15 protein-coding genes are annotated in these 21,199 nt (G+C 58.5%); 10 read left to right on the plus strand and 5 right to left on the minus strand.

Annotated elements, in window-relative coordinates; genetic code table 11:
* Nucleotides 1–4: 4 nt before the first annotated feature.
* The 3 genes from glgC to glgP are packed head-to-tail and all read left to right on the plus strand — an operon-like array spanning nucleotide 5 to nucleotide 5,198.
* Nucleotides 5–1,300 (plus strand): glucose-1-phosphate adenylyltransferase, encoded by a 1,296-nt coding sequence (gene glgC, locus LGM20_RS01685; protein ID WP_002920566.1) that lies wholly within the window; start codon nucleotides 5–7, stop codon nucleotides 1,298–1,300.
* Nucleotides 1,300–2,733, plus strand: coding sequence for a glycogen synthase GlgA (gene glgA / locus LGM20_RS01690; RefSeq protein ID WP_004202133.1), 1,434 nt, complete (start codon nucleotides 1,300–1,302; stop codon nucleotides 2,731–2,733). The genes glgC and glgA overlap by 1 nt, the downstream gene beginning before the upstream one ends.
* Before the next feature lie 17 nt (nucleotides 2,734–2,750).
* Nucleotides 2,751–5,198 (plus strand): glycogen phosphorylase, encoded by a 2,448-nt coding sequence (gene glgP / locus LGM20_RS01695; protein WP_023291212.1) that lies wholly within the window; start codon nucleotides 2,751–2,753, stop codon nucleotides 5,196–5,198.
* Nucleotides 5,199–5,299: 101 nt separating this feature from the next.
* Here glgP and glpD read toward each other — a convergent pair whose 3' ends face one another.
* Nucleotides 5,300–6,808, minus strand: coding sequence for a glycerol-3-phosphate dehydrogenase (gene glpD / locus LGM20_RS01700; RefSeq protein WP_044524969.1), 1,509 nt, complete (start codon nucleotides 6,806–6,808; stop codon nucleotides 5,300–5,302).
* Between the two features lie 204 nt (nucleotides 6,809–7,012).
* Here glpD and glpE point away from each other — a divergent pair, with 204 nt between their 5' ends.
* Genes glpE through LGM20_RS01715 form a run of 3 tightly spaced genes read left to right on the plus strand, consistent with a single transcriptional unit; the run spans nucleotide 7,013 to nucleotide 9,031 of the window.
* Entirely contained in the window at nucleotides 7,013–7,342 is a 330-nt protein-coding gene (gene glpE / locus LGM20_RS01705) for a thiosulfate sulfurtransferase GlpE (RefSeq protein WP_023291211.1), read from the plus strand.
* 50 nt (nucleotides 7,343–7,392) lie between these two features.
* Entirely contained in the window at nucleotides 7,393–8,223 is an 831-nt protein-coding gene (gene glpG / locus LGM20_RS01710; RefSeq protein WP_004151408.1) for a rhomboid family intramembrane serine protease GlpG, read from the plus strand.
* A gap of 49 nt (nucleotides 8,224–8,272) precedes the next feature.
* Complete coding sequence (locus LGM20_RS01715) at nucleotides 8,273–9,031, plus strand: DeoR/GlpR family transcriptional regulator (RefSeq protein ID WP_002920548.1); 759 nt, start codon at nucleotides 8,273–8,275, stop codon at nucleotides 9,029–9,031.
* A gap of 15 nt (nucleotides 9,032–9,046) precedes the next feature.
* Here the strand turns inward: LGM20_RS01715 and malT are convergent, their stop codons facing one another.
* Nucleotides 9,047–11,752 (minus strand): HTH-type transcriptional regulator MalT, encoded by a 2,706-nt coding sequence (gene malT / locus LGM20_RS01720; RefSeq protein WP_004202139.1) that lies wholly within the window; start codon nucleotides 11,750–11,752, stop codon nucleotides 9,047–9,049.
* Between the two features lie 624 nt (nucleotides 11,753–12,376).
* Between malT and malP the strand changes: the two genes are divergently transcribed.
* Nucleotides 12,377–14,767, plus strand: coding sequence for a maltodextrin phosphorylase (gene malP / locus LGM20_RS01725; protein ID WP_044524968.1), 2,391 nt, complete (start codon nucleotides 12,377–12,379; stop codon nucleotides 14,765–14,767).
* A 10-nt stretch (nucleotides 14,768–14,777) separates the two neighbouring features.
* Complete coding sequence (gene malQ / locus LGM20_RS01730; RefSeq protein WP_023291208.1) at nucleotides 14,778–16,871, plus strand: 4-alpha-glucanotransferase; 2,094 nt, start codon at nucleotides 14,778–14,780, stop codon at nucleotides 16,869–16,871.
* 102 nt (nucleotides 16,872–16,973) lie between these two features.
* Here the strand turns inward: malQ and gntT are convergent, their stop codons facing one another.
* From gntT to gntX, 3 genes are all read right to left on the minus strand, one after another.
* Complete coding sequence (gene gntT, locus LGM20_RS01735) at nucleotides 16,974–18,290, minus strand: gluconate transporter (protein WP_008806999.1); 1,317 nt, start codon at nucleotides 18,288–18,290, stop codon at nucleotides 16,974–16,976.
* Between the two features lie 336 nt (nucleotides 18,291–18,626).
* On the minus strand, nucleotides 18,627–19,202 hold the full coding sequence (nfuA, locus tag LGM20_RS01740; RefSeq protein ID WP_004202143.1) for a Fe-S biogenesis protein NfuA: 576 nt from the start codon (nucleotides 19,200–19,202) through the stop codon (nucleotides 18,627–18,629).
* Between the two features lie 58 nt (nucleotides 19,203–19,260).
* Nucleotides 19,261–19,935 (minus strand): DNA utilization protein GntX, encoded by a 675-nt coding sequence (gene gntX, locus LGM20_RS01745; protein ID WP_023291207.1) that lies wholly within the window; start codon nucleotides 19,933–19,935, stop codon nucleotides 19,261–19,263.
* Between the two features lie 39 nt (nucleotides 19,936–19,974).
* Between gntX and bioH the strand changes: the two genes are divergently transcribed.
* Entirely contained in the window at nucleotides 19,975–20,748 is a 774-nt protein-coding gene (gene bioH, locus LGM20_RS01750) for a pimeloyl-ACP methyl ester esterase BioH (protein WP_023291206.1), read from the plus strand.
* 120 nt (nucleotides 20,749–20,868) lie between these two features.
* The gene (locus tag LGM20_RS01755; protein WP_004202149.1) at nucleotides 20,869–21,138 is read left to right on the plus strand and encodes a YdgH/BhsA/McbA-like domain containing protein; all 270 of its coding nucleotides are present in this window, start codon (nucleotides 20,869–20,871) and stop codon (nucleotides 21,136–21,138) included.
* Nucleotides 21,139–21,199: the final 61 nt, after the last annotated feature.

The raw sequence follows: 21,199 nt of genomic DNA on the forward strand, positions 1-21,199 counted from the left end.
AATCATGGTTAGGCTTGAAAAAAACGATCCGCTGATGCTGGCGCGTCAATTACCTATCAAATCCGTGGCGTTGATCCTCGCGGGCGGCCGTGGCACCCGGCTTAAGGATCTCACCATTAAGCGTGCGAAACCTGCTGTTCACTTCGGCGGCAAGTTCCGTATTATCGATTTCGCATTATCTAACTGCATTAACTCAGGGATCCGCCGCATCGGCGTTATTACCCAGTATCAGTCGCATACGCTGGTGCAGCACATCCAGCGCGGCTGGTCGTTCTTCAGCGAAGAGATGAACGAGTTTGTCGATCTGCTGCCGGCCCAACAGCGCGTACACGGCGAAAACTGGTATCGCGGCACGGCGGACGCGGTGACGCAGAACCTGGACATCATCAGCCGCTACAAGGCCGAGTACGTGGTGATCCTCGCGGGCGACCATATTTATAAGCAGGACTACTCGCGCATGCTGATCGACCATGTCGAAAAAGGGGCGCGTTGCACCGTGGCCTGCATGCCGGTGCCCATTGAAGAGGCATCCGCCTTCGGCGTCATGGCGGTCGACGAAAACGAAAAAATCATTGAGTTTGTCGAGAAACCCGCCAACCCGCCGGCGATGCCGACCGACCCGACCAAATCGCTGGCCAGCATGGGCATTTATGTCTTCGACGCCGCCTATCTTTATGAGCTGCTGGAAGAAGACGATCGCAACGAGAACTCCAGCCATGATTTCGGCAAAGACATCATTCCGAAGATCACCGAAGCTGGCATGGCTTATGCACATCCTTTCCCGCTCTCCTGCGTGCAGTCCGACCCGAACGCCGAGCCGTACTGGCGCGACGTGGGGACGCTTGAGGCCTACTGGAAGGCCAACCTCGATCTGGCGTCAGTTACGCCGGAGCTGGATATGTACGACCAGAACTGGCCGATCCGTACCCATATGGAATCGCTGCCGCCGGCGAAGTTCGTGCAGGACCGTTCCGGAAGCCACGGCATGACCCTGAACTCGCTGGTCTCCGGGGGCTGCATTATCTCCGGGTCGGTGGTGGTGCAGTCGGTGCTGTTCCCGCGCGTGCGGGTGAACTCATTCTGTAACATTGATTCGGCAGTCTTGTTGCCAGATGTCTGGGTGGGGCGCTCATGCCGCCTGCGTCGCTGCGTGATTGACCGCGCCTGCGTCATCCCGGAAGGAATGGTGATTGGTGAGAACGCGGAAGAGGATGCACGCCGCTTCTATCGCTCAGAGGAAGGTATCGTGCTGGTGACCCGCGACATGCTGCGGAAATTGGGGCACAAACAGGAGCGCTAATGCAGGTCTTACATGTATGTTCTGAGATGTTCCCGCTGTTAAAGACGGGCGGTCTGGCGGACGTCATCGGCGCGCTGCCGGCGGCGCAAATCGCGGAGGGTATCGATACGCGCGTGCTGTTGCCGGCGTTTCCCGATATCCGCCGCGGCGTGGTGGATGCCCAGGTGGTGACCCGCCGGGATACGTTCGCCGGGCGGATCACGCTGCTGTACGGCCACTTTAACGGCGTGGGGATCTATCTGATAGACGCCCCGCATCTCTATGACCGGCCGGGGAGCCCTTACCACGATACCAACCAGCACGCTTATACCGACAACGTTCTGCGCTTTGCGCTGCTGGGCTGGGTGGGAAGCGAAATGGCCAGCGGACTGGATCCGTTCTGGCGCCCGGATGTGGTCCATGCCCACGACTGGCACGCCGGCCTGACGCCGGCCTACCTGGCGGCGCGCGGGCGTCCGGCTAAATCGGTCTTTACCGTGCACAACCTGGCGTACCAGGGGATGTTTTACTCCTGGCATATGAATGATATCGAGCTGCCGTGGTCGTTTTACAACATGCATGGCCTCGAGTTTAACGGCCAGATCTCGTTTCTGAAGGCCGGTCTTTACTACGCCGACCATATTACGGCGGTGAGCCCGACCTATGCGCGCGAGATCACCGAGCCGCAGTACGCCTACGGCATGGAGGGGCTGCTGCGTCAGCGCCATCATGAAGGGCGGCTGTCGGGAATTCTCAACGGCGTTGACGACGGTATCTGGAGCCCGCAAAACGACCTCCTGCTGCCGATGCGCTACGATCGCGACACGCTGGAGGAGAAGGCGGAGAACAAGCGTCAGCTGCAGATCGCCATGGGCCTGAAGGTCGATGATAAAGCGCCGCTGTTTGCCGTCGTCAGCCGTCTCACCAGCCAGAAAGGGCTCGATCTGGTGCTTGAAGCGCTGCCGGGCCTGCTTGAGCAGGGCGGCCAGCTGGCGCTGTTGGGCGCCGGCGACCCGGTGCTGCAGGAAGGGTTCCTCGCCGCCGCTGCCGAACACCCGGGCAAGGTGGGGGTGCAGATTGGCTATCATGAGGCCTTCTCCCACCGCATTATGGGGGGCGCCGACGTCATTCTGGTCCCGAGCCGCTTTGAACCCTGCGGCCTGACCCAGCTGTACGGTCTGAAGTACGGTACGTTGCCGCTGGTGCGCCGCACCGGCGGGCTGGCGGACACGGTCTCTGACAGTTCGCTGGAGAACCTTGCCGATGGTCTGGCGACAGGTTTTGTCTTTGAGGACAGCAATGCGCTGTCATTGCTGCGCGCTATACGTCGCGCCTTTGTCCTCTGGTCGCGCCCATCGCTCTGGCGCTATGTGCAGCGTCAGGCGATGAATATGGATTTTAGCTGGCAGGTTGCCGCGAACTCCTATCGCGAACTTTATCAACGCTTGATGTAATCACTGGAGTCATTGTTATGAATGTACCCTTTAGCTATGCATCACCGACGCTGAGCGTTGAGGCGTTAAAACATTCTATTGCCTATAAGCTGATGTTTATCATCGGTAAAGATCCGGCCATCGCCAACAAGCATGAATGGCTTAACGCCACGCTGTTTGCCGTTCGCGATCGCATGGTGGAGCGCTGGCTGCGCTCCAACCGCGCGCAGCTCTCGCAGGAAGTGCGCCAGGTATACTATCTGTCGATGGAGTTCCTGATCGGCCGTACCCTCTCGAATGCCCTGTTGTCGCTCGGCATCTATGACGATGTGAGCAGCGCGCTGGCGGAGATGGGGCTCGATCTCGAAGAGCTGATCGATGAAGAGAACGACCCGGGGCTTGGCAACGGCGGTCTGGGCCGCCTGGCGGCCTGCTTCCTTGACTCCCTGGCGGCGCTGGGGCTGCCGGGACGTGGCTACGGGATCCGCTACGACTACGGGATGTTTAAACAGAATATCGTCGATGGCCGGCAAAAAGAGTCCCCTGACTACTGGCTGGAGTACGGTAACCCGTGGGAGTTTGAGCGCCACAACACCCGCTATAAAGTGCGCTTCGGCGGCCGCATTCAGCAGGAGGGGAAGAAAACCCGCTGGATAGAGACGGAAGAGATCATTGCCGAAGCCTACGATCAGATTATCCCCGGCTTTGACACCGACGCCACCAACACGCTGCGTCTGTGGAGCGCGCAGGCCAGTAGCGAAATTAACCTCGGTAAGTTTAACCAGGGCGACTACTTCGCCGCGGTAGAGGATAAGAACCACTCCGAAAACGTCTCCCGCGTCCTCTATCCGGACGACTCGACCTACTCCGGCCGCGAGCTGCGCCTGCGCCAGGAGTATTTCCTCGTCTCGGCCACGGTGCAGGATATTCTGAACCGCCACTATCTGTTGCATAAGACCTATGACAACCTGGCGGACAAGATAGCCATCCACCTGAATGACACCCACCCGGTGCTGTCGATACCGGAGCTGATGCGCCTGCTTATCGACGAGCATAAATTCAGCTGGGACGAGGCGTTCGAGGTGACCTGTCAGGTCTTCTCCTATACCAACCATACCCTGATGAGCGAAGCGCTCGAGACCTGGCCGGTGGATATGCTGGGCAAAATTCTCCCGCGCCATCTGCAGATTATCTTTGAGATTAACGACTACTTCCTCAAGACCCTGCAGGAGCAGTATCCCAACGATACCGCGCTGCTCAGCCGGACCTCGATTATCGACGAGTCAAACGGCCGTCGCGTGCGGATGGCCTGGCTGGCGGTGGTGGTCAGCCACAAGGTCAATGGGGTGTCGGAGCTACATTCCCGATTGATGGTGGAGTCGCTGTTTGCCGAATTCGCCAAAATTTTCCCGATGCGCTTTATCAACGTGACCAACGGCGTCACGCCGCGCCGCTGGCTGGCGCTGGCCAACCCGCCGCTGTCGAAAGTGCTGGATGAGCATATCGGCCGCACCTGGCGGACCGATCTGAGCCAGCTTGACGAGCTGAAGCAGCATATCGACTATCCGACGGTCAATCAGGCAGTGCGTCAGGCTAAACTGGAAAACAAACAGCGGCTGGCCAGCTATATTGCGCAGCAGCTTAATGTGGTGGTGAATCCGAAGGCGCTGTTTGATGTGCAGATCAAACGCATTCACGAGTACAAACGCCAGCTGATGAATGTGCTGCACGTCATTACCCGCTATAACCGGATCAAAGCCGATCCGCAGGCGGAGTGGGTGCCGCGGGTGAACATTTTCGCCGGTAAGGCGGCTTCAGCCTACTACATGGCCAAGCATATTATTCACCTGATCAACGATGTGGCGGCGGTGATCAATAACGATCCGCAGATTGGCGACAAGCTGAAGGTCGTTTTTATCCCCAACTACAGCGTCAGCCTGGCGCAGCTGATCATTCCGGCGGCAGATCTGTCGGAACAGATCTCGCTCGCAGGCACGGAAGCCTCCGGCACCAGTAATATGAAGTTTGCCCTTAACGGCGCGCTGACGATCGGCACCCTCGACGGGGCGAACGTGGAGATGCAGGAGCACGTGGGCGAAGAGAATATCTTTATCTTCGGCAACACCGCGGAAGAGGTGGAGGAGCTGCGTCGCAGCGGCTATAAACCTCGCGAATATTACGAGCAGGATGAAGAGCTTCACCAGGCGCTGACGCAGATCGGTACCGGCGTTTTCAGCCCGGCGGAACCGGGGCGCTACCGCGACCTGCTGGATTCGCTGATTAACTTTGGCGACCACTACCAGGTGCTGGCGGACTATCGTAGCTATGTGGACTGCCAGGATCGCGTCGACGAGCTGTATCAACATCCGGAAGAGTGGGCCTACAAGGCGATGCTGAATATTGCCAATATGGGCTACTTCTCTTCCGACCGGACGATCCAGGAGTACGCGAAATACATCTGGCATATCGACCCGGTAAGGCTCTAAGCCAGTCAACGCAACACAACGGGGCCATTTGGCCCCGTTGTTTTGTTATTGCGGTTGGATCCGGCCTCAGGCGTTTCCCCAGGCCCGCGCAGCCGGGCGCGTTAAGACGCTAACGACAGCTCAGACTTTCCCGCATGCTGCGCCAGCCATTCGCTGATGCGCGCCTGCTGCTCGCCATTCAGCCACATGCCCTGTTTGGTTCGACGCCAGATGGCGTCATCCAGGCTGCGCACCCATTCATGCTCAACCAGATACTTCAGCTCGGCTTCATAAAACTCATGGCCGAAATCTTCCCCCAGATCGCTCAGGGCGCTGGCTTCCTTGAGGATCCACTCGCTGTTGCTCCCGTAGGTGCGGGCATAATGGCGGGCCAGTGATTCCCTGATGAACGGGAAGCGACGGCGCAGTTTTGCCGCGTAGTCGTCGCGGTCGCCGCCGATATCGCCGCCTGGGAGCACCGCGGTTTTGGTCCATGCCGGGCCGATCCCTTTGTAATAGGGGGTCAGTTTTTCCAGCGCATGCTCGGCCAGTTTGCGATAGGTGGTCAGCTTCCCGCCGAAGACGGAGAGCAGCGGCGCCTGGCCGTTCTCATCGTGAATATCCAGCGTGTAGTCGCGGGTGATCGCCTGCGGTGAATCCGACTCGTCGTCGCACAGCGGACGGACGCCGGAGTAGGTCCAGACGATATCGTCCCGGCTGAGGGTCTTTTTAAAGTGCGCGTTATAGACGTTCAGCAGGTAATTAATCTCTTTATCATCAATGGCCACCGCTTTCGGATCGCCCTTATACTCGACGTCCGTCGTGCCGATGATGGAGAACTCATCCATCCACGGGATAACAAACACAATACGTTTATCTTCGTTTTGCAGAATGTAGGCCTGCTTCTGGGTATGCACCCGCGGCACCACGATGTGGCTGCCCTTGATCAGGCGGATACCGTAAGGCGAGCGGAGATGCATCCCTTCGTCGAAGAACTGTTTGACCCATGGACCGGTGGCATTGACCAGACCGCGCGCCTTCCAGGTAAACTTCTCGCCGCTATCGATATCTTCCGCTTCCACCACCCACAGGCCGTTCTCCCGTTTTGCCGAGATGGCGCGAGTGCGGGTCCGCACCTCGCCGCCTTTGCGGACGACCATCTGCGCGTTGGCCAGCACCAGGCGGGCATCGTCGACCCAGCAGTCGGAATATTCGAAACCGCGCACAATTTCCGGCTTAAGTACCGATTCTGCGCCAAAACGCAAGCCGGTGGATCCCGGCAGACTGGTGCGTTTGCCCAGATGATCGTACATAAACAAGCCGATGCGGATCATCCATGCCGGACGCAGATGCGGGCGATGCGGGAGACGAAAGCGCATCGGGAAGGCGATATGCGGGGCCATTTTTAACAGCACTTCGCGTTCGGCCAGCGCTTCGCTGACCAGGCGGAACTCATAGTGTTCGAGGTAGCGTAGCCCGCCGTGGATCAGTTTGGAACTGGCGCTGGAGGTGGCGCAGGCGAGATCGCGCGCTTCCAGCATCAGTACGGATAAACCACGCCCGGCGGCATCTGCCGCGATACCGGCACCGTTGATGCCTCCGCCTATCACAATCAGATCTTTGGTTTCCACGTTCTTACCCTCTCACACTTTCGTTTAAGCTCACAAATGCTCGATATCGCTCACTATAGCAAACAAACGCGCTTTTGGTAACATCAAAAAAACATTTTGGAGTGATGGGTGTAACATATTGGCGTTTCTTTACCGCCTGACGGTACACTACAGGGTAAAATTGGGCCGGCCACTGCCCGTCATGACGAGAAAGAGAAGAGAACCATGGAACAGTTTGAATGTATCAACGTTGAAGAAGCGCACCAGAAACTGCATCAGCAGACGGCGGTTTTGGTCGATATCCGCGATCCGCAAAGCTATGCGATGGGCCATACGCCGGGCGCGTTTCATCTGACCAACGATACCCTGGGCGCGTTTATGCGTGACAACGACTTTGACACGGCGGTGATGGTGATGTGCTATCACGGCAACAGCAGCAAGGGCGCCGCGCAGTATCTGCTGCAGCAGGGGTTTGATAAGGTCTACAGCGTTGACGGCGGGTTCGACGCCTGGCATCGCCATTTCCCGGCGGAAGTGGCGCACGGGACGTTTTAACGACTGGCAGGTATACTATCTCCCTTTGTGTGGAATAAGCGATTCGCTGCATGTTAATGATTACCTCTTTTGCCAACCCGCGCGTGGCCCAGGCGTTTGTCGATTATATGGCGACGCAGGGGATTATCCTGACTATCCAGCAGCACACCCAGAGCGACGTCTGGCTGGCTGATGAGAGTCAGGCCGGACGCGTCAGGGCTGAGCTGGCGCGTTTTCTCGAAAACCCGGCGGACCCGCGCTATCTGGCGGCGAGCTGGCAGTCCGGTCAGACCAACAGCGGGTTGCGCTATCAGCGCTTTCCTTTCTTTGCCACGCTGCGGCATAACGCCGGCCCGTTCACCTGGGCGATTCTGCTGATCTGCATCGCGGTGTTCATCCTGCAAAATCTGCTGGGCGATCAGCCGGTGATGATTTGGCTGGCCTGGCCCTACGATCCTTCGCTGCAGTTCGAAGCCTGGCGCTATTTCAGCCATGCTTTCATGCATTTCTCGCTGATGCATATTCTCTTCAACCTGCTATGGTGGTGGTATCTCGGCGGCGCGGTGGAAAAGCGCATCGGCAGCGGCAAGCTGGTGGTGATCACCGTCATCAGCGCCCTGTTGAGCGGCTTTGTGCAGCACCAGTTTAGCGGCCCGTGGTTTGGCGGGCTGTCGGGCGTGGTTTACGCGCTGATGGGCTATGTCTGGCTGCGGGGCGAGCGCGATCCGCAGAGCGGTATTTATCTGCAGCGCGGGTTGATACTCTTCTCTTTAGTGTGGTTAATTGCTGGCTGGTTTGACGTTTTCGGCATGGCGATCGCCAACGGCGCGCACGTGGCTGGTCTGGCGACCGGCCTGGCGATGGCGTTTGTCGATACCTTGCATGGGCGAAAACGCGCATAAAGACTTACCGACAGGGGTCGGGTAGGCGACATTTTTCCAGGGATATTTCATGAAACAAACACAACGTCATGACGCCATTATCGAGCTGGTAAAAAAACAGGGTTACGTCAGCACGGAAGAGCTGGTTGAGCAGTTCGCGGTCAGCCCGCAGACCATCCGCCGCGACCTGAACGATTTAGCCGAACAGAAAATGATCCTCCGTCATCACGGCGGCGCGGCGCTGCCCTCCAGCTCGGTGAACACCTCCTGGCACGATCGCAAAGCGACCCAGACGGCGGAGAAAGAGCGTATCGCCCGGCGGGTGGCCAGCGAGATCCCGGACGGGGCGACGCTGTTTATCGATATCGGCACCACGCCGGAAGCGGTGGCGCACGCCCTGCTCGATCACAACGATTTGCGGATTGTGACCAATAACCTGAACGTCGCCAACACGCTGATGGTGAAAGAGGACTTCCGCATTATTCTCGCCGGCGGCGAACTGCGCAGCCGCGATGGCGGGATCATCGGGGAAGCCACCCTCGACTTTATCTCGCAGTTCCGTCTCGACTTCGGCATTCTCGGCATCAGCGGCGTCGACAGCGATGGCTCGCTGCTGGAGTTTGATTATCATGAAGTGCGCACCAAGCGCGCGATTATTGAGAATTCACGCCACGTGATGCTGGTGGTGGATCATACCAAGTTTGGCCGCAACGCGATGGTCAACATGGGCAGCATCAGCATGGTCGATGCGGTCTATACCGATGTGCTGCCCCCGGCGGGCGTGCTCAAGGTCATCACCGATAACAACCTCCAGCTCGAGCTGTGCTAAGCGACAACGGCGTCGTCAGACGCCGTATCCCATCATCTTAAGCAACTGCTGGGCATGCTGCACCGCGTCCTGACGGTGGGCGACGCCCAGTTTCTGATACAGGTTGCGAATATGGGTCTTGATGGTGGTGGCCGCCACGTCAAGCTCGCCGGCAATCTGCTCGTTGCTGTAGCCGGAATAGATTAAGCCAAGCACCTGCCATTCGCGCTGGGTCAGCGGGCTGGTGCGGATAAGCTCCGGCACCTCGGGGTGATTCAGCAGCCGCTCGACGAACCCTTCGTCAAAGTGGGCGAATTTGTGGCGATGATGCTGGTTGATGTCGCGCAGAATACGCTGGGCGCGATGCTGCTCCAGCTCCGGCAGGGTGTTCAGCTGGATCAGCTGGCGCAGCTGCTGGGCCATCGCCTCGCCTTCAATCACAAAGTGGTTGATAAAGCCGGTGCGGTTGGCGAGCGTCAGGGCTTCCAGCAGGGCTTTCTGCGCTTCGCTCTTGCGTCCTGCCTGCCAGTACAGCTGGTTGAGCAGCAGCAGGTTGCGGTTGAGATCGCTCATCAAACGCAGTGAACGCGCATTTTCGTTCAGCTCTTCCAGCACCATTTCCGCCGGTTCGAAATCGCCCAGCAGGATCTGCGCGCGGGCAATATTGCGCCACTGGCTCTGCAGGAAGTGGTTATTGGCGAATTCCGGCTTCGGCGTCTGGCGCAGCCAGTTGGCCGCCGCGGTTTTATCGCCGGTCATCTGCCAGTAGATCACCCGCACCTTGTCGGCGTTGGAGACCCAGTCGCTGTGGTAGTGACCGTTACCGAGCAGATTTTCCAGCCGGTTCAGGTGGCTACGGGCATTATCCAGATCGCCGCGCGCCAGCGAGCATTGCACCATCAGCGCCAGGCACTGCAGCTGCTGCTGCGGTTGATAGGTTGAGAGAACCTCCATCCCCTGGCGGGCGCAGGCTTCAGCCTCGTCGAGGCGCGCCCATGCCCACAGCAGCTGAGAGCGGATGCGCAGCAGGAACTCATGCATCGGCAGCTGCTCAAGATGCTGTTCGCGTACCAGCTGGAAGGCTTTCTCCTGGCTCTCCCAGGCGGCCTGCAGGAAGCCCTGGGCGAACAGAATTTCGCTTTGCTGAATGATGCTCCACAGGGCGTAATGCCAGACGTCGTGACGGCGGGCCATCTGTTCGGTCTGCTGCATCACGGCGAGAGATTTGGTCAGTTTCCCCTTACAGTGGAGGACTTCGCCATGTACTGAGGTGGCGACGATGCGGCTGTAATAGTTGGCCAGCGGCAGCTCTTCCAGCGCCACCATCGACAGACGTTCCGCTTCGTCCTGGTCGCCGTCGTTAATCGCCACCTGCGCGCGCAGGGCGTTGAAGTCGCCATGCATCGCGGTATCCATTTCGACGCTCATCTCCTGCTCGGCGCGCGCCAGCAGGGTGTTGACTTCGCTGTAGCGATGCTGGCTCTGCATCAGCCAGGCCTGCAGCAGGATCAGGCGCGGATTTTCCAGCAGATTTGACCAGGGCAGCGCCGACAGCGACTGCTCCAGCAGACCCAGTTCGCTATGGTTGAACATGCCCCAGGCGTGATTGAGCAAGATATCGCGCAGCATTTTGGCATCGCCGGCCGCCAGCGCATGATGGATGGCCTCGCTGGGGAAGCCTTGCGCCATCCAGCTCTCCGCCGCGGCGCGGTGGATCTCCGGCAGTTCAACCGCCAGCTCCCACTGACAGCGCTGGCGCAGGAAACTGCCAAACAGCGGGTGATAGCGGAACCATTCGCCGGAATCATCCATCCGCTGCAGGAACAGCCCCTGACGTTCGATCTCCTCCAGCTGCATCTGGCCATTCTCTTCGCCGGTGACGCGCACGATTAACGCATCGTTCATTGAGCGCAGCAGAGAGCTCTTCAGCAAAAAGTTGCGCGTGCGGGCGTCGACGTTATCCAGCACTTCATCCACCAGATAATCCGACAGATGGCTGGCGTTAATCCCGGCGAGGCGACGGGCGGAGTGTTGGGCGGAGGAGTTATTCTGGCGGGCGGAGAGGGCGATGAGCTGCAGCGCGGTGGCCCACCCGGCGACGTCGTCGCACAGCCGACTGCTGTCGTCGGCTTCGATAGGCGACGTCAGACGACAGTCGAAAAATTGTTTCGCTTCCTGGTGGGTAAAGGCCAGCTGCTGGCTGCCAATCTCCAGCAGCTGATCGCGGACGCGCAGGTTGGCAATGCCCAGCTGCGGCAGGTTCCGCGACAGGACCACGAGGGTCATATTCTCCGGCTGATGGCGCAGGAAAAAGCGCATCGCGTCATGGATCACCGGATTATTGATCAGATGATAATCATCAATGACGAGGTACAGCGGGCGCTGCCAGTCGGCGAGTTCAATAAACAGCTGCGCAAAAAGAGAGGAGAGGCTGGCGTACTGGCGCTTTTGCACCATCGCTTCACTGGCCGCGCAGTGGTTGCCGGTGGCCTGCTGGATCGCCGCGATCAGATAGCTGGCAAAACGCTCCTGCTGGTTGTCGCCTTCGTCCAGCGAAAACCACCCAAGATCGTTTTTACCTGCGGCCCACTGAGAAATGAGCGTTGTTTTACCGTACCCGGCAGGACTGGTGATCAGCACGAGACGATAATTGTTCGCGCCGGAAAGTTTCGCCAGTAAACGCTCTCGAACCACGGTGTGTTCAAGGCGAACCGGACGACTTAATTTGGACGGAATCAACATAGTTCTACATTTCGCTGTGCAAGAGAGAGGTTGCGATTTTTTTTGCGCTTCGTAATTAATATCTAATAAGGTCGGTGATTATGAAATTTATTGCAAGTTATGTCCGAAGTTTATGCTCTTGAATTTGCTCTATGTCACAAATTTCGACATTGGTTGCGAATGGGTAAAAATCGCAGGCAGGACTCGTCCTCAGCGGTTTTTAGCCGGCAGCTGGCGGAGCGGGGAGAGATTTATTTTATATCGGGAGTAGTTGTTTGTTTTTATTAAATTATTGTCAGTGATTTCTTAGAAGTAATCTTTTTTGCGGATTAATGTGATGAAATGTGCTTATTTTCCCGGAGGTCGCAATTCATTTTTTTAATAACCAGGCGAAAGGCGGGAAGCGTTTTGCCGCGTAGTGGCCTGTAACAAATTTTTACCCTGCACAGGTGACATCTCGACTGTCATACAGCGGTGATTTTTACAGCATATTTTGGCCTTCTCACCCACACTATAGTGGCCAGGATCACACTTTTCGCTCATCCCCGGTACTCCTCCCTGTCTAATCCCCGTCGGGATGAGGACGATGAATCGGGAGGTCGGCACACTAGCGCCATCGTTTTAGTAAAGGACCCGGATCTCATTATGTCACAGACTTCATTTAACAAAGCTCAGTTTCAGGCTGCACTGACGCGTCAGTGGCAGCGTTTTGGTTTACAGTCCGCTTCCGAGATGACGCAGCGTCAATGGTGGCGCGCCGTCAGCGGAGCGCTGGCGGAACTTCTGTCGGCGCAGCCGGTGGCAAAACCAGCGCAAGGACAACGTCACGTTAACTACATCTCGATGGAGTTTCTGATTGGTCGCCTGACCGGCAACAACCTGCTCAACCTGGGCTGGTACGAGGGCGTAAGCGACGCGCTGAAAGGCTATGACGTCAACCTCACCGATCTGCTGGAAGAAGAGACCGACCCGGCGCTGGGTAACGGCGGCCTGGGCCGTCTGGCAGCCTGCTTCCTCGACTCCATGGCGACCGTGGGGCAGTCGGCGACCGGCTACGGCCTCAATTACCAGTATGGTCTGTTCCGCCAATCCTTTGACGATGGCCAGCAGAAGGAAGCCCCGGACGACTGGGGTCGCAGCAGCTACCCGTGGTTCCGCCATAACGAGGCGCTGGATGTCCAGGTCGGCATCGGCGGCAAAGTCAGCAAAAACGGCGAATGGCAGCCGGCGTTCGTCATTACCGGCGAAGCCTGGGATCTGCCGGTGCTCGGCTATCGCAACAACGTCGCCCAGCCGCTGCGTCTGTGGCAGGCCAAACACGCCCATCCGTTTAACCTGACCAAATTCAACGACGGCGATTTCCTGCGCGCCGAGCAGCAGGGCATCGACGCGGAAAAACTGACTAAGGTGCTGTACCCGAACGACAACCATCAGGCCGGTAAAAAACTGCGCCTGATGCAGCAGTACTTCCAGTGCGCCTGCTCAGTGGCCGATATCCTGCGTCGTCATCATCTGGCAGGTCGCAAGCTGGCCGAGCTGGCGGATTACGAAGTGATCCAGCTGAACGATACGCACCCGACCATCGCCATCCCGGAACTGCTGCGCGTGCTGATCGACGAGCACCAGCTGAGCTGGGACGACGCTTGGGCGATCACCAGCAAAACCTTTGCTTACACCAACCATACCCTGATGCCGGAAGCGCTGGAGTGCTGGGATGAGAAGCTGGTGAAAGCGCTGCTGCCGCGCCATATGCAGATCATCAACGCGATTAACGACAAATTTAAACTGCTGGTGGACAAAACCTGGCCGGGCGATAAGCAGGTCTGGGCGAAACTGGCGGTGGTGCATGACAAGCAGGTGCGGATGGCCAACATGTGCGTGGTGGGCGGTTTTGCCGTCAACGGCGTGGCGGCGCTGCACTCGGACCTGGTGGTGAAAGATCTGTTCCCGGAATATAACCAGCTGTGGCCGAACAAATTCCATAACGTGACCAACGGCATCACGCCGCGCCGCTGGATCAAGCAGTGCAACCCGGCGCTGGCCACGCTGCTGGATGAGACGCTGAAAAAAGAGTGGGCCAATGACCTCGACCAGCTGATCAATCTGGAAAAATACGCTGACGATGCGGCATTCCGTCAGACTTATCGCAATATCAAGCAGGCCAACAAAGTTCATCTGGCTGAGTTTGTGAAGCAACGTACCGGGATTGAGATCAACCCGCAGGCGATTTTCGACATTCAGATCAAACGTCTGCACGAGTACAAGCGTCAGCACCTCAACCTGCTGCATATCCTTGCGCTGTACAAAGAGATCCGCGAAAACCCGCAGGCCGACCGCGTTCCGCGCGTCTTCCTGTTCGGCGCGAAAGCGGCGCCGGGCTACTATCTGGCGAAAAACATTATTTTTGCCATCAACAAGGTAGCGGAAGCGATTAACAACGACCCGAAAGTCGGCGATAAGCTGAAAGTGGTCTTCCTGCCGGACTATTGTGTATCGGCTGCGGAAAAACTGATCCCGGCGGCGGATATCTCCGAGCAGATCTCCACCGCGGGCAAAGAAGCCTCTGGCACCGGCAACATGAAGCTGGCGCTGAACGGCGCGCTGACCGTCGGGACGCTGGATGGCGCCAACGTGGAAATCGCCGAGCAGGTCGGTGAAGAGAACATCTTTATCTTCGGCCACACGGTAGAAGAAGTGAAAGCCCTGAAAGCGAAAGGCTACGATCCGCTGAAATGGCGTAAAAAAGACAAACTGCTCGATGCAGTGCTTAAGGAGCTGGAGAACGGCACCTATAGCAACGGCGATAAGCATGCCTTCGACCAGATGCTGCATAGTCTGCTGCAGGGCGGCGACCCGTATCTGGTGCTGGCCGATTTCGAAGCCTACGTGGCGGCGCAAAAACGGGTAGATGAGCTGTATCGCGACCAGGAGGCCTGGACCCGCGCGACAATCCTCAACACTGCGCGCTGCGGCATGTTCAGCTCCGACCGCTCGATCCGCGATTATCAGCAACGTATCTGGCAGGCGAAACGCTAAAGGAAGGCCTATGGAGAGTAAACGCCTCGATAATGCCGCGCTGGCGGCGGGCATCAGCCCCAGCTATATCAACGCGCACGGCAAGCCGCAGTCTATCGCGGCTGTCACCAAACAGCGTCTGCTGGATGCGATGCATCGCTCAACCGCCGCCACGAAAGTGGCGGTTAACCCGCTGCCGAACGTGAAGATCTTCACCCACGGCAAAAAAATGTCGCTGCCGGTGGCAGGACGCGGTGAGTATCAGTGGATCCTGACCACTGAGGACGGTAAGCAGTATCAGGGTAAAACCCGCGGCGGCGAGACGCTGCCGCTGCCGGCCAGACTGCCGGAGGGGTATCACTCCCTGACGCTCACCCAGGAGGGGGAGCGCTGGCACTGCCGGACCATCGTCGCCCCGGCCCGCTGCTATGAGCCGCAGCCGCTGAAAGAGGGGAAAAAGCTGTGGGGCACCTGCGTGCAGCTGTATACCCTGCGTTCGGAGAAAAACTGGGGGATCGGCGATTTTGGCGATCTGCGCGCCATGCTCCCGGAAATCGCCCGCCGCGGCGGGTCGTTTATTGGCCTCAACCCGATCCATGCCCTCTATCCGGCGAACCCGGAGAGCGCCAGTCCGTATAGCCCGTCTTCACGGCGCTGGCTGAACGTCATCTACATCGACGTCAACGCGGTTGAAGATTTCCAGCGTAGCGAAGAGGCGCAGGCGTGGTGGCAGTCCGCTGCGACCCAGCAGGCCTTGCAGGCGGCGCGGCAAACGGATGATGTGGATTACACCGCCGTCACCACGCTGAAAATGACCGCGCTGCGTATGGCGTGGAAACGATTCTCCCGTCGTGAAGATGAACAGATGACGGCGTTCCGCGAGTTTGTTCTGCGCGAAGGGGAAAGCCTCTACTGGCAGGCCGCTTTCGATGCGCTGCACGCCTGGCAGGTTCAACAGGACCCGCTGCGCTGGGGCTGGCCGGCCTGGCCGAAGGCCTTTCAGGATATCGACAGCCCGGAGGTGAAAGCCTTCTGCGTCGAGCATGAGGACGACGTCAGTTTCTATCTCTGGCTGCAGTGGCTGGCCTGGAGCCAGTTTGCCGCCTGCTGGGAAACCAGCCAGCGCGACGGGATGCCGATCGGCCTCTACCGCGATCTGGCGGTGGGCGTCGCCGAAGGCGGGTCGGAGACCTGGTGCGACCGTGAGCTGTACTGTCTGAAAGCGTCCGTGGGCGCGCCGCCGGATATTCTGGGCCCGCTGGGCCAGAACTGGGGCCTGCCGCCGATGGATCCGCATATTATTGCCGCTCGCGCCTATGAGCCGTTTATCGACCTGCTGCGCGCCAATATGCAGAACTGCGGCGCGCTGCGTATCGATCACGTGATGTCGGTGCTGCGTCTGTGGTGGATCCCCTATGGTGAAACCGCCGACCATGGCGCTTACGTTCAGTATCCCGTCGACGATCTGCTGTCGCTTCTGGCGCTGGAAAGCCAGCGTCATCGCTGCATGGTGATCGGCGAAGATCTGGGCACGGTACCGGTGGAGATCGTCAGCAAGTTACGCAACAGCGGCGTCTATTCGTATAAGGTGCTCTATTTTGAGAGTGATGCAGAGAAAACGTTCCGCGCGCCGGCGCTGTACCCGGAGCAATCAATGGCTGTGGCGACGACGCACGACCTGCCCACCCTCCGCGGCTACTGGGAAAGCGGCGATCTGACGTTAGGCAAAGCGCTGGGTCTCTATCCTGATGAGGTGGTGCTGCGCGGGCTGTACCAGGACCGTGAGCTGGCGAAGCAAGGGCTGCTGGATGCGCTGCATAAGTACGGCTGTCTGCCCAAGCGTGCCGGCCATAAGGCCTCCCTGATGAGCATGACGGGGATCCTCAACCGGGGGATGCAACGTTATATTGCCGACAGCAACAGCGCCCTGCTGGGCCTGCAGCCGGAAGACTGGCTGGAGATGGCGTCGCCGGTCAATATTCCGGGCACCAGCACTGAGTACCCAAACTGGCGCCGGAAGCTGTCCGTCACCCTTGAGCAGATGTTTGCCGATGAACAGGTCAATAAGCTGATTAAGGATCTGGATAAACGGCGCAAGGCGGCGAGCAAAAAAGCCGCCTCCTGATGACTCCCCGCCGCGCGCACCTCAGCGCGGCGAAGAGTATGTCCGATAAAAAAGGCCGGTCCGCATCATGCGAACCGGCCTTTTTCTATGGCGGGAGTAACCTTACACCACCATCCCCAGCAGCAGACAGCCTACCAGGCCGCAGACCGAGATAATGGTTTCCAGCACCGACCAGGACCTGATGGTCTCGCCGATGGTCAGGTTAAAGTACTCTTTGAACAGCCAGAAGCCCGGATCGTTCACGTGGGAGAAGATAACGCTGCCGGAGCCGACCGCGATAACCATTAGCTCCGGGCTGACGCCGGTGGTGGCGATCAGCGGCGCGGCGATCCCGCCTGCGGTGATGGCGGCTACGGTCGCCGAACCCAGCGCGATACGCAGCACCGCGGCGATGGACCAGGCCATAAAGAGCGGAGACATATTCGATTCGTGCATGATAGAAGCGATATATTTATCCATGCCGCTATCCACCAGCACCTGTTTGAAGGCGCCGCCGCCGCCGATGATCAACAGCATCATGGCGATGATTTTAATCGAAGAGGTCAGGGTATCGTTGATCTGCTCCATGGAGCGGCCGCGGTTCAAACCGAAGGTGAACAGGGCGATCAGTACCGCAATCAGGGTGGCCATGACCGGGTCGCCGAAGAACTCGGCAATCGGCAGGAAGGCGTGGCCCTTCGGCAGGATCATCTCGGCAACGGCGCGCATCGCCATCAGGATCACCGGAACCAGCGAGGTCCAGACGCTGACGCCAAAGCCAGGCATCTCTTCTTCAGTGAACACTTTCGGGTTATGCAGGCCTTCCGGGATCGGCTTATCAATGCCTTTCAGGAATCGGGCGAAAACCGGGCCGGCAAGAATAACCGTCGGGATAGCCAGAATGGTGCCGTAGAGCAGCGTTTTACCCATATCGGCGTGGAAGATGGTGGCGATCGCGGTCGGACCCGGGTGCGGCGGCAGGAAGCCATGGGTGACGGAGAGCGCGGCGGCCATCGGTACGCCGACGTACAGCAGCGGAATACGGGCCGAGGCGGCGATGGTAAACACCAGCGGCAGCATCAGCACGAAGCCCACCTCATAGAACAGGGCGAAACCGACGGTGAAGCCGGTCAGGACCACGGCCCATTGAATATGCTTCTTACCGAATTTATTGATAAGCGTGGTGGCGATACGCTGAGCGCCGCCGCAGTCTGCCAGCAGCTTACCGAGCATAGCGCCGAAGCCCATGATCAGCGCGAGGCTGCCAAGGGTACCGCCGACGCCGTTCTTGATGGAGACGATCACTTTATCCAGCGGCATACCCTGCATTAATCCGACGGCGAGCGCCACCAGAACCAGCGCAATGAAGCCGTTCATTTTGAAACGGATCATTAACAGCAATAACAGGGCAACCCCGATAGCAACGATGATTAATGGCATGATTTACCTGGCCTTAATTTGTTATGGGTAACGTCAAAGTTTCAACCTTTACAACATTCGCTCCGACAGGGAGCAAAATAGTCTGGCACCGTAAACGCTTGCATTATCCTTACCCAGAGAAAGGATAGCTGGCTATTTTTTTGCCGGTGGCGCCTGAAGGGGATGATACGGGTAACATGTGAGGGTTGAGAATCACCTGGCGGGGGAAAATGTTAAATATGAGACTTAAGTCATACTCTTTCCCCGGTTTTTGCCGGTCGTTTAGCGGGAGATGTTGCGCGGTAACACAGAAAGGAGAAAGGAGAGCCGGCGACAGGCTGCCGCCGGAGGGAAGGCTTAGTAGTAGGAGTGCTCGCCGCGCTGGTGCTCGGTCAGGTCGCGAACCCCTTTCAGCTCCGGAAACTCGTTCAGCAGCTGTTTTTCAATACCTTCTTTCAGGGTCACGTCGACCATCGAGCAGCCGTTGCATCCGCCGCCGAACTGCAGGATAGCCAGACCGTCGTCGGTGATCTCCATCAGCGACACGCGGCCGCCGTGCCCGGCCAGCTGCGGGTTAATCTGCGACTGCAGCAGGTACTCGACGCGCTCCATCAGCGGGGCATCGTCAGCGACTTTGCGCATTTTGGCGTTCGGCGCTTTCAGGGTCAGCTGCGAGCCAAGCTGGTCGGTGACGAAATCAATTTCAGCGTCTTCCAGATAGGGCGCGCTGAGCTCATCGACATAGGCGGTCAGCTGTTCAAATTTCAGCGCCGTGTCGGTGTCTTCCACCGCATCCGGTGGGCAGTAGGATACGCCGCACTCAGCGTTTGGGGTGCCGGGATTAATCACAAATACGCGAATTTGCGTCCCTTCTTCCTGATTTGCCAGCAGTTTGGCAAAGTGCGCTTGTGCAGCATCGGAAATACGGATCATAGCGTTGGCCTAATAGTTGACTATTTTACTGGGTTATAATACGCCCATCAGCGGGGGTCTACAAGGTACGGCATACACACCATACCTGAACCGTCGCGGCGCCGTTTCGCAAAAGCAGGCGGGATATCTCGGCGACGGTGCTGCCGGTCGTGACGACATCATCCACCAGAGCGATATGGAGTCCCTGCACGGCAAATTCAAGCTGAAAGGCATTTTTCAGGTTCTGCCTGCGCAGGCGGGCATTAAGCGAATGCTGCACGGCGCCCGCTCGCTGGCGCGTCAGGCCGTCGCGACGCCAGACGCACCCACGCCAGCGGGCTAACGGTCGGCACAGCTCATCGCATTGATTATAACCCCGGCGCCAGCGGCGGCGATGCCCCAGCGGCACGCCGACCAGCGCGTCTACCGGCGGCAAATCGTCACGCTGTTTAAGGCGCAGCAGCAGCAGGCGCGCCAGGGCGGGGCCCAGTTCCGGACGATGGTGAAACTTCAGCTGCCGCACCAGATCGCTCAGCGGCGGACGATAGTCATTGACCGCCACCATCCGATGCCAGGGAGGCGGCTTTTGCAGGCAGCGGCCGCAGGGATGCCGGGACATTGCCGACGGCAGGCCGCATTGCGGGCAGAGCGGGGGGCAGGCGAGCAGGGCGCGGCTGCAGCGAGAGCAGATCCCCCAGCGGGCGACCGCCAGCGGCATTTGGCATAGCCAGCATAAGCTGTGTGCTGTTAGCATATTTGGCCTTCTGTCCAGTAAAAAAGAGAACGGTAACGGATGAACGACATCTGGTGGCAAACAATCGGCGAAGGTGATTGTCATCTTGTGCTGCTGCACGGTTGGGGGCTGAACGCTCAGGTCTGGGATTGCATCACGCCGCAGCTGGCTTCGCATTTTACCCTTCACCTGGTGGACCTGCCGGGCTATGGCCGTAGCGGCGGGTTTGGGGCGATGTCGCTGGAGGCGATGGCGCAGCGGGTGCTGGAGCAGGCTCCGCCTCAGGCGGTATGGCTGGGCTGGAGCCTGGGCGGGCTGGTGGCCAGCCAGATCGCGATAAGGTGCCCGCAACGGGTGCAGGCGCTGGTAACGGTCGCCTCTTCCCCCTGTTTCGCGGCCCATGAGGACTGGCCGGGCATCAAGCCGGAGGTGCTGGCCGGGTTTCAGCAGCAGCTGAGCGAGGATTTCCAGCGTACCGTCGAGCGGTTCCTCGCCCTGCAAACCATGGGAACGGAGAGCGCCCGTCAGGACGCGAGGGCGTTAAAGCAGGCGGTGCTCTCGCTGCCGATGCCTTCCGCTGAGGCGCTGAACGGCGGTCTGGAGATCCTCAGAACCGTCGATCTGCGTCAGGCGCTGGTCGGACTGCCGATGCCGTTTCTGCGGCTGTACGGTCGGCTGGACGGGCTGGTGCCGCGTAAGATTGTCCCGCTGCTGGATAAGCTATGGCCGGATAGTGAGTCCATTCTCTTTGACAAGGCAGCGCATGCGCCGTTTGTTTCCCATCCCGCGGCCTTCTGCGAGCCGCTGCTGGCGTTGAAAAAACGGCTGGGGTAATTTTTTTTTCCGCGCCATGGTAAAAGGGCCATTCACAGCAATACTTAGGTTGTTACGGTGGTTGATTATTTCATTCCGCCACCGTGACCTAAAATAACAACCTAATGGAGAGTAGAGGCTATGAAACTTGTTACAGGAATGGTTGCATCTCTGGTGATTGGCTGTCTGTCTTTTGGCGCATTCGCAGCGAAAGAGATCCAAAAAGAGGACGTGGCGAAGATGAATCTGACCAAGGTCGGCAGCATCACGACCTCAAGGACGACCTCGCCGATGGACGCCCGACGCGATCTGTCGAAAAAAGCCGATGAGCTGGGTGGAAAATACTTTGTGGTGATTGCCGGGCAGAAAAACGAAAAAACCGTTCACGCTAACGCTGACGTGTATAAATAATCCAGTCATAAAAACGGGCCTGCTGGCCCGTTTTTCCCTGCTGTCGCACTCGTTTTATCCC

Source organism: Klebsiella quasipneumoniae subsp. quasipneumoniae, assembly GCF_020525925.1.
Classification (GTDB): domain Bacteria; phylum Pseudomonadota; class Gammaproteobacteria; order Enterobacterales; family Enterobacteriaceae; genus Klebsiella; species Klebsiella quasipneumoniae.

What these genes read in the sequence shown, in the direction of transcription:
- malQ (WP_023291208.1), top strand. Translation starts at nt 14,778, where the DNA reads ATGGAGAGTAAACGCCTCGATAATGCCGCGCTGGCGGCGGGCATCAGC.
- LGM20_RS01715 (WP_002920548.1), top strand. Translation starts at nt 8,273, where the DNA reads ATGAAACAAACACAACGTCATGACGCCATTATCGAGCTGGTAAAAAAA.
- malP (WP_044524968.1), top strand. Translation starts at nt 12,377, where the DNA reads ATGTCACAGACTTCATTTAACAAAGCTCAGTTTCAGGCTGCACTGACG.
- bioH (WP_023291206.1), top strand. Translation starts at nt 19,975, where the DNA reads ATGAACGACATCTGGTGGCAAACAATCGGCGAAGGTGATTGTCATCTT.
- nfuA (WP_004202143.1), bottom strand. Translation starts at nt 19,202, where the DNA reads ATGATCCGTATTTCCGATGCTGCACAAGCGCACTTTGCCAAACTGCTG.
- gntX (WP_023291207.1), bottom strand. Translation starts at nt 19,935, where the DNA reads ATGCTAACAGCACACAGCTTATGCTGGCTATGCCAAATGCCGCTGGCG.
- LGM20_RS01755 (WP_004202149.1), top strand. Translation starts at nt 20,869, where the DNA reads ATGAAACTTGTTACAGGAATGGTTGCATCTCTGGTGATTGGCTGTCTG.
- glgP (WP_023291212.1), top strand. Translation starts at nt 2,751, where the DNA reads ATGAATGTACCCTTTAGCTATGCATCACCGACGCTGAGCGTTGAGGCG.
- glpE (WP_023291211.1), top strand. Translation starts at nt 7,013, where the DNA reads ATGGAACAGTTTGAATGTATCAACGTTGAAGAAGCGCACCAGAAACTG.
- malT (WP_004202139.1), bottom strand. Translation starts at nt 11,752, where the DNA reads ATGTTGATTCCGTCCAAATTAAGTCGTCCGGTTCGCCTTGAACACACC.
- glgA (WP_004202133.1), top strand. Translation starts at nt 1,300, where the DNA reads ATGCAGGTCTTACATGTATGTTCTGAGATGTTCCCGCTGTTAAAGACG.
- glpG (WP_004151408.1), top strand. Translation starts at nt 7,393, where the DNA reads ATGTTAATGATTACCTCTTTTGCCAACCCGCGCGTGGCCCAGGCGTTT.
- gntT (WP_008806999.1), bottom strand. Translation starts at nt 18,290, where the DNA reads ATGCCATTAATCATCGTTGCTATCGGGGTTGCCCTGTTATTGCTGTTA.
- glgC (WP_002920566.1), top strand. Translation starts at nt 5, where the DNA reads ATGGTTAGGCTTGAAAAAAACGATCCGCTGATGCTGGCGCGTCAATTA.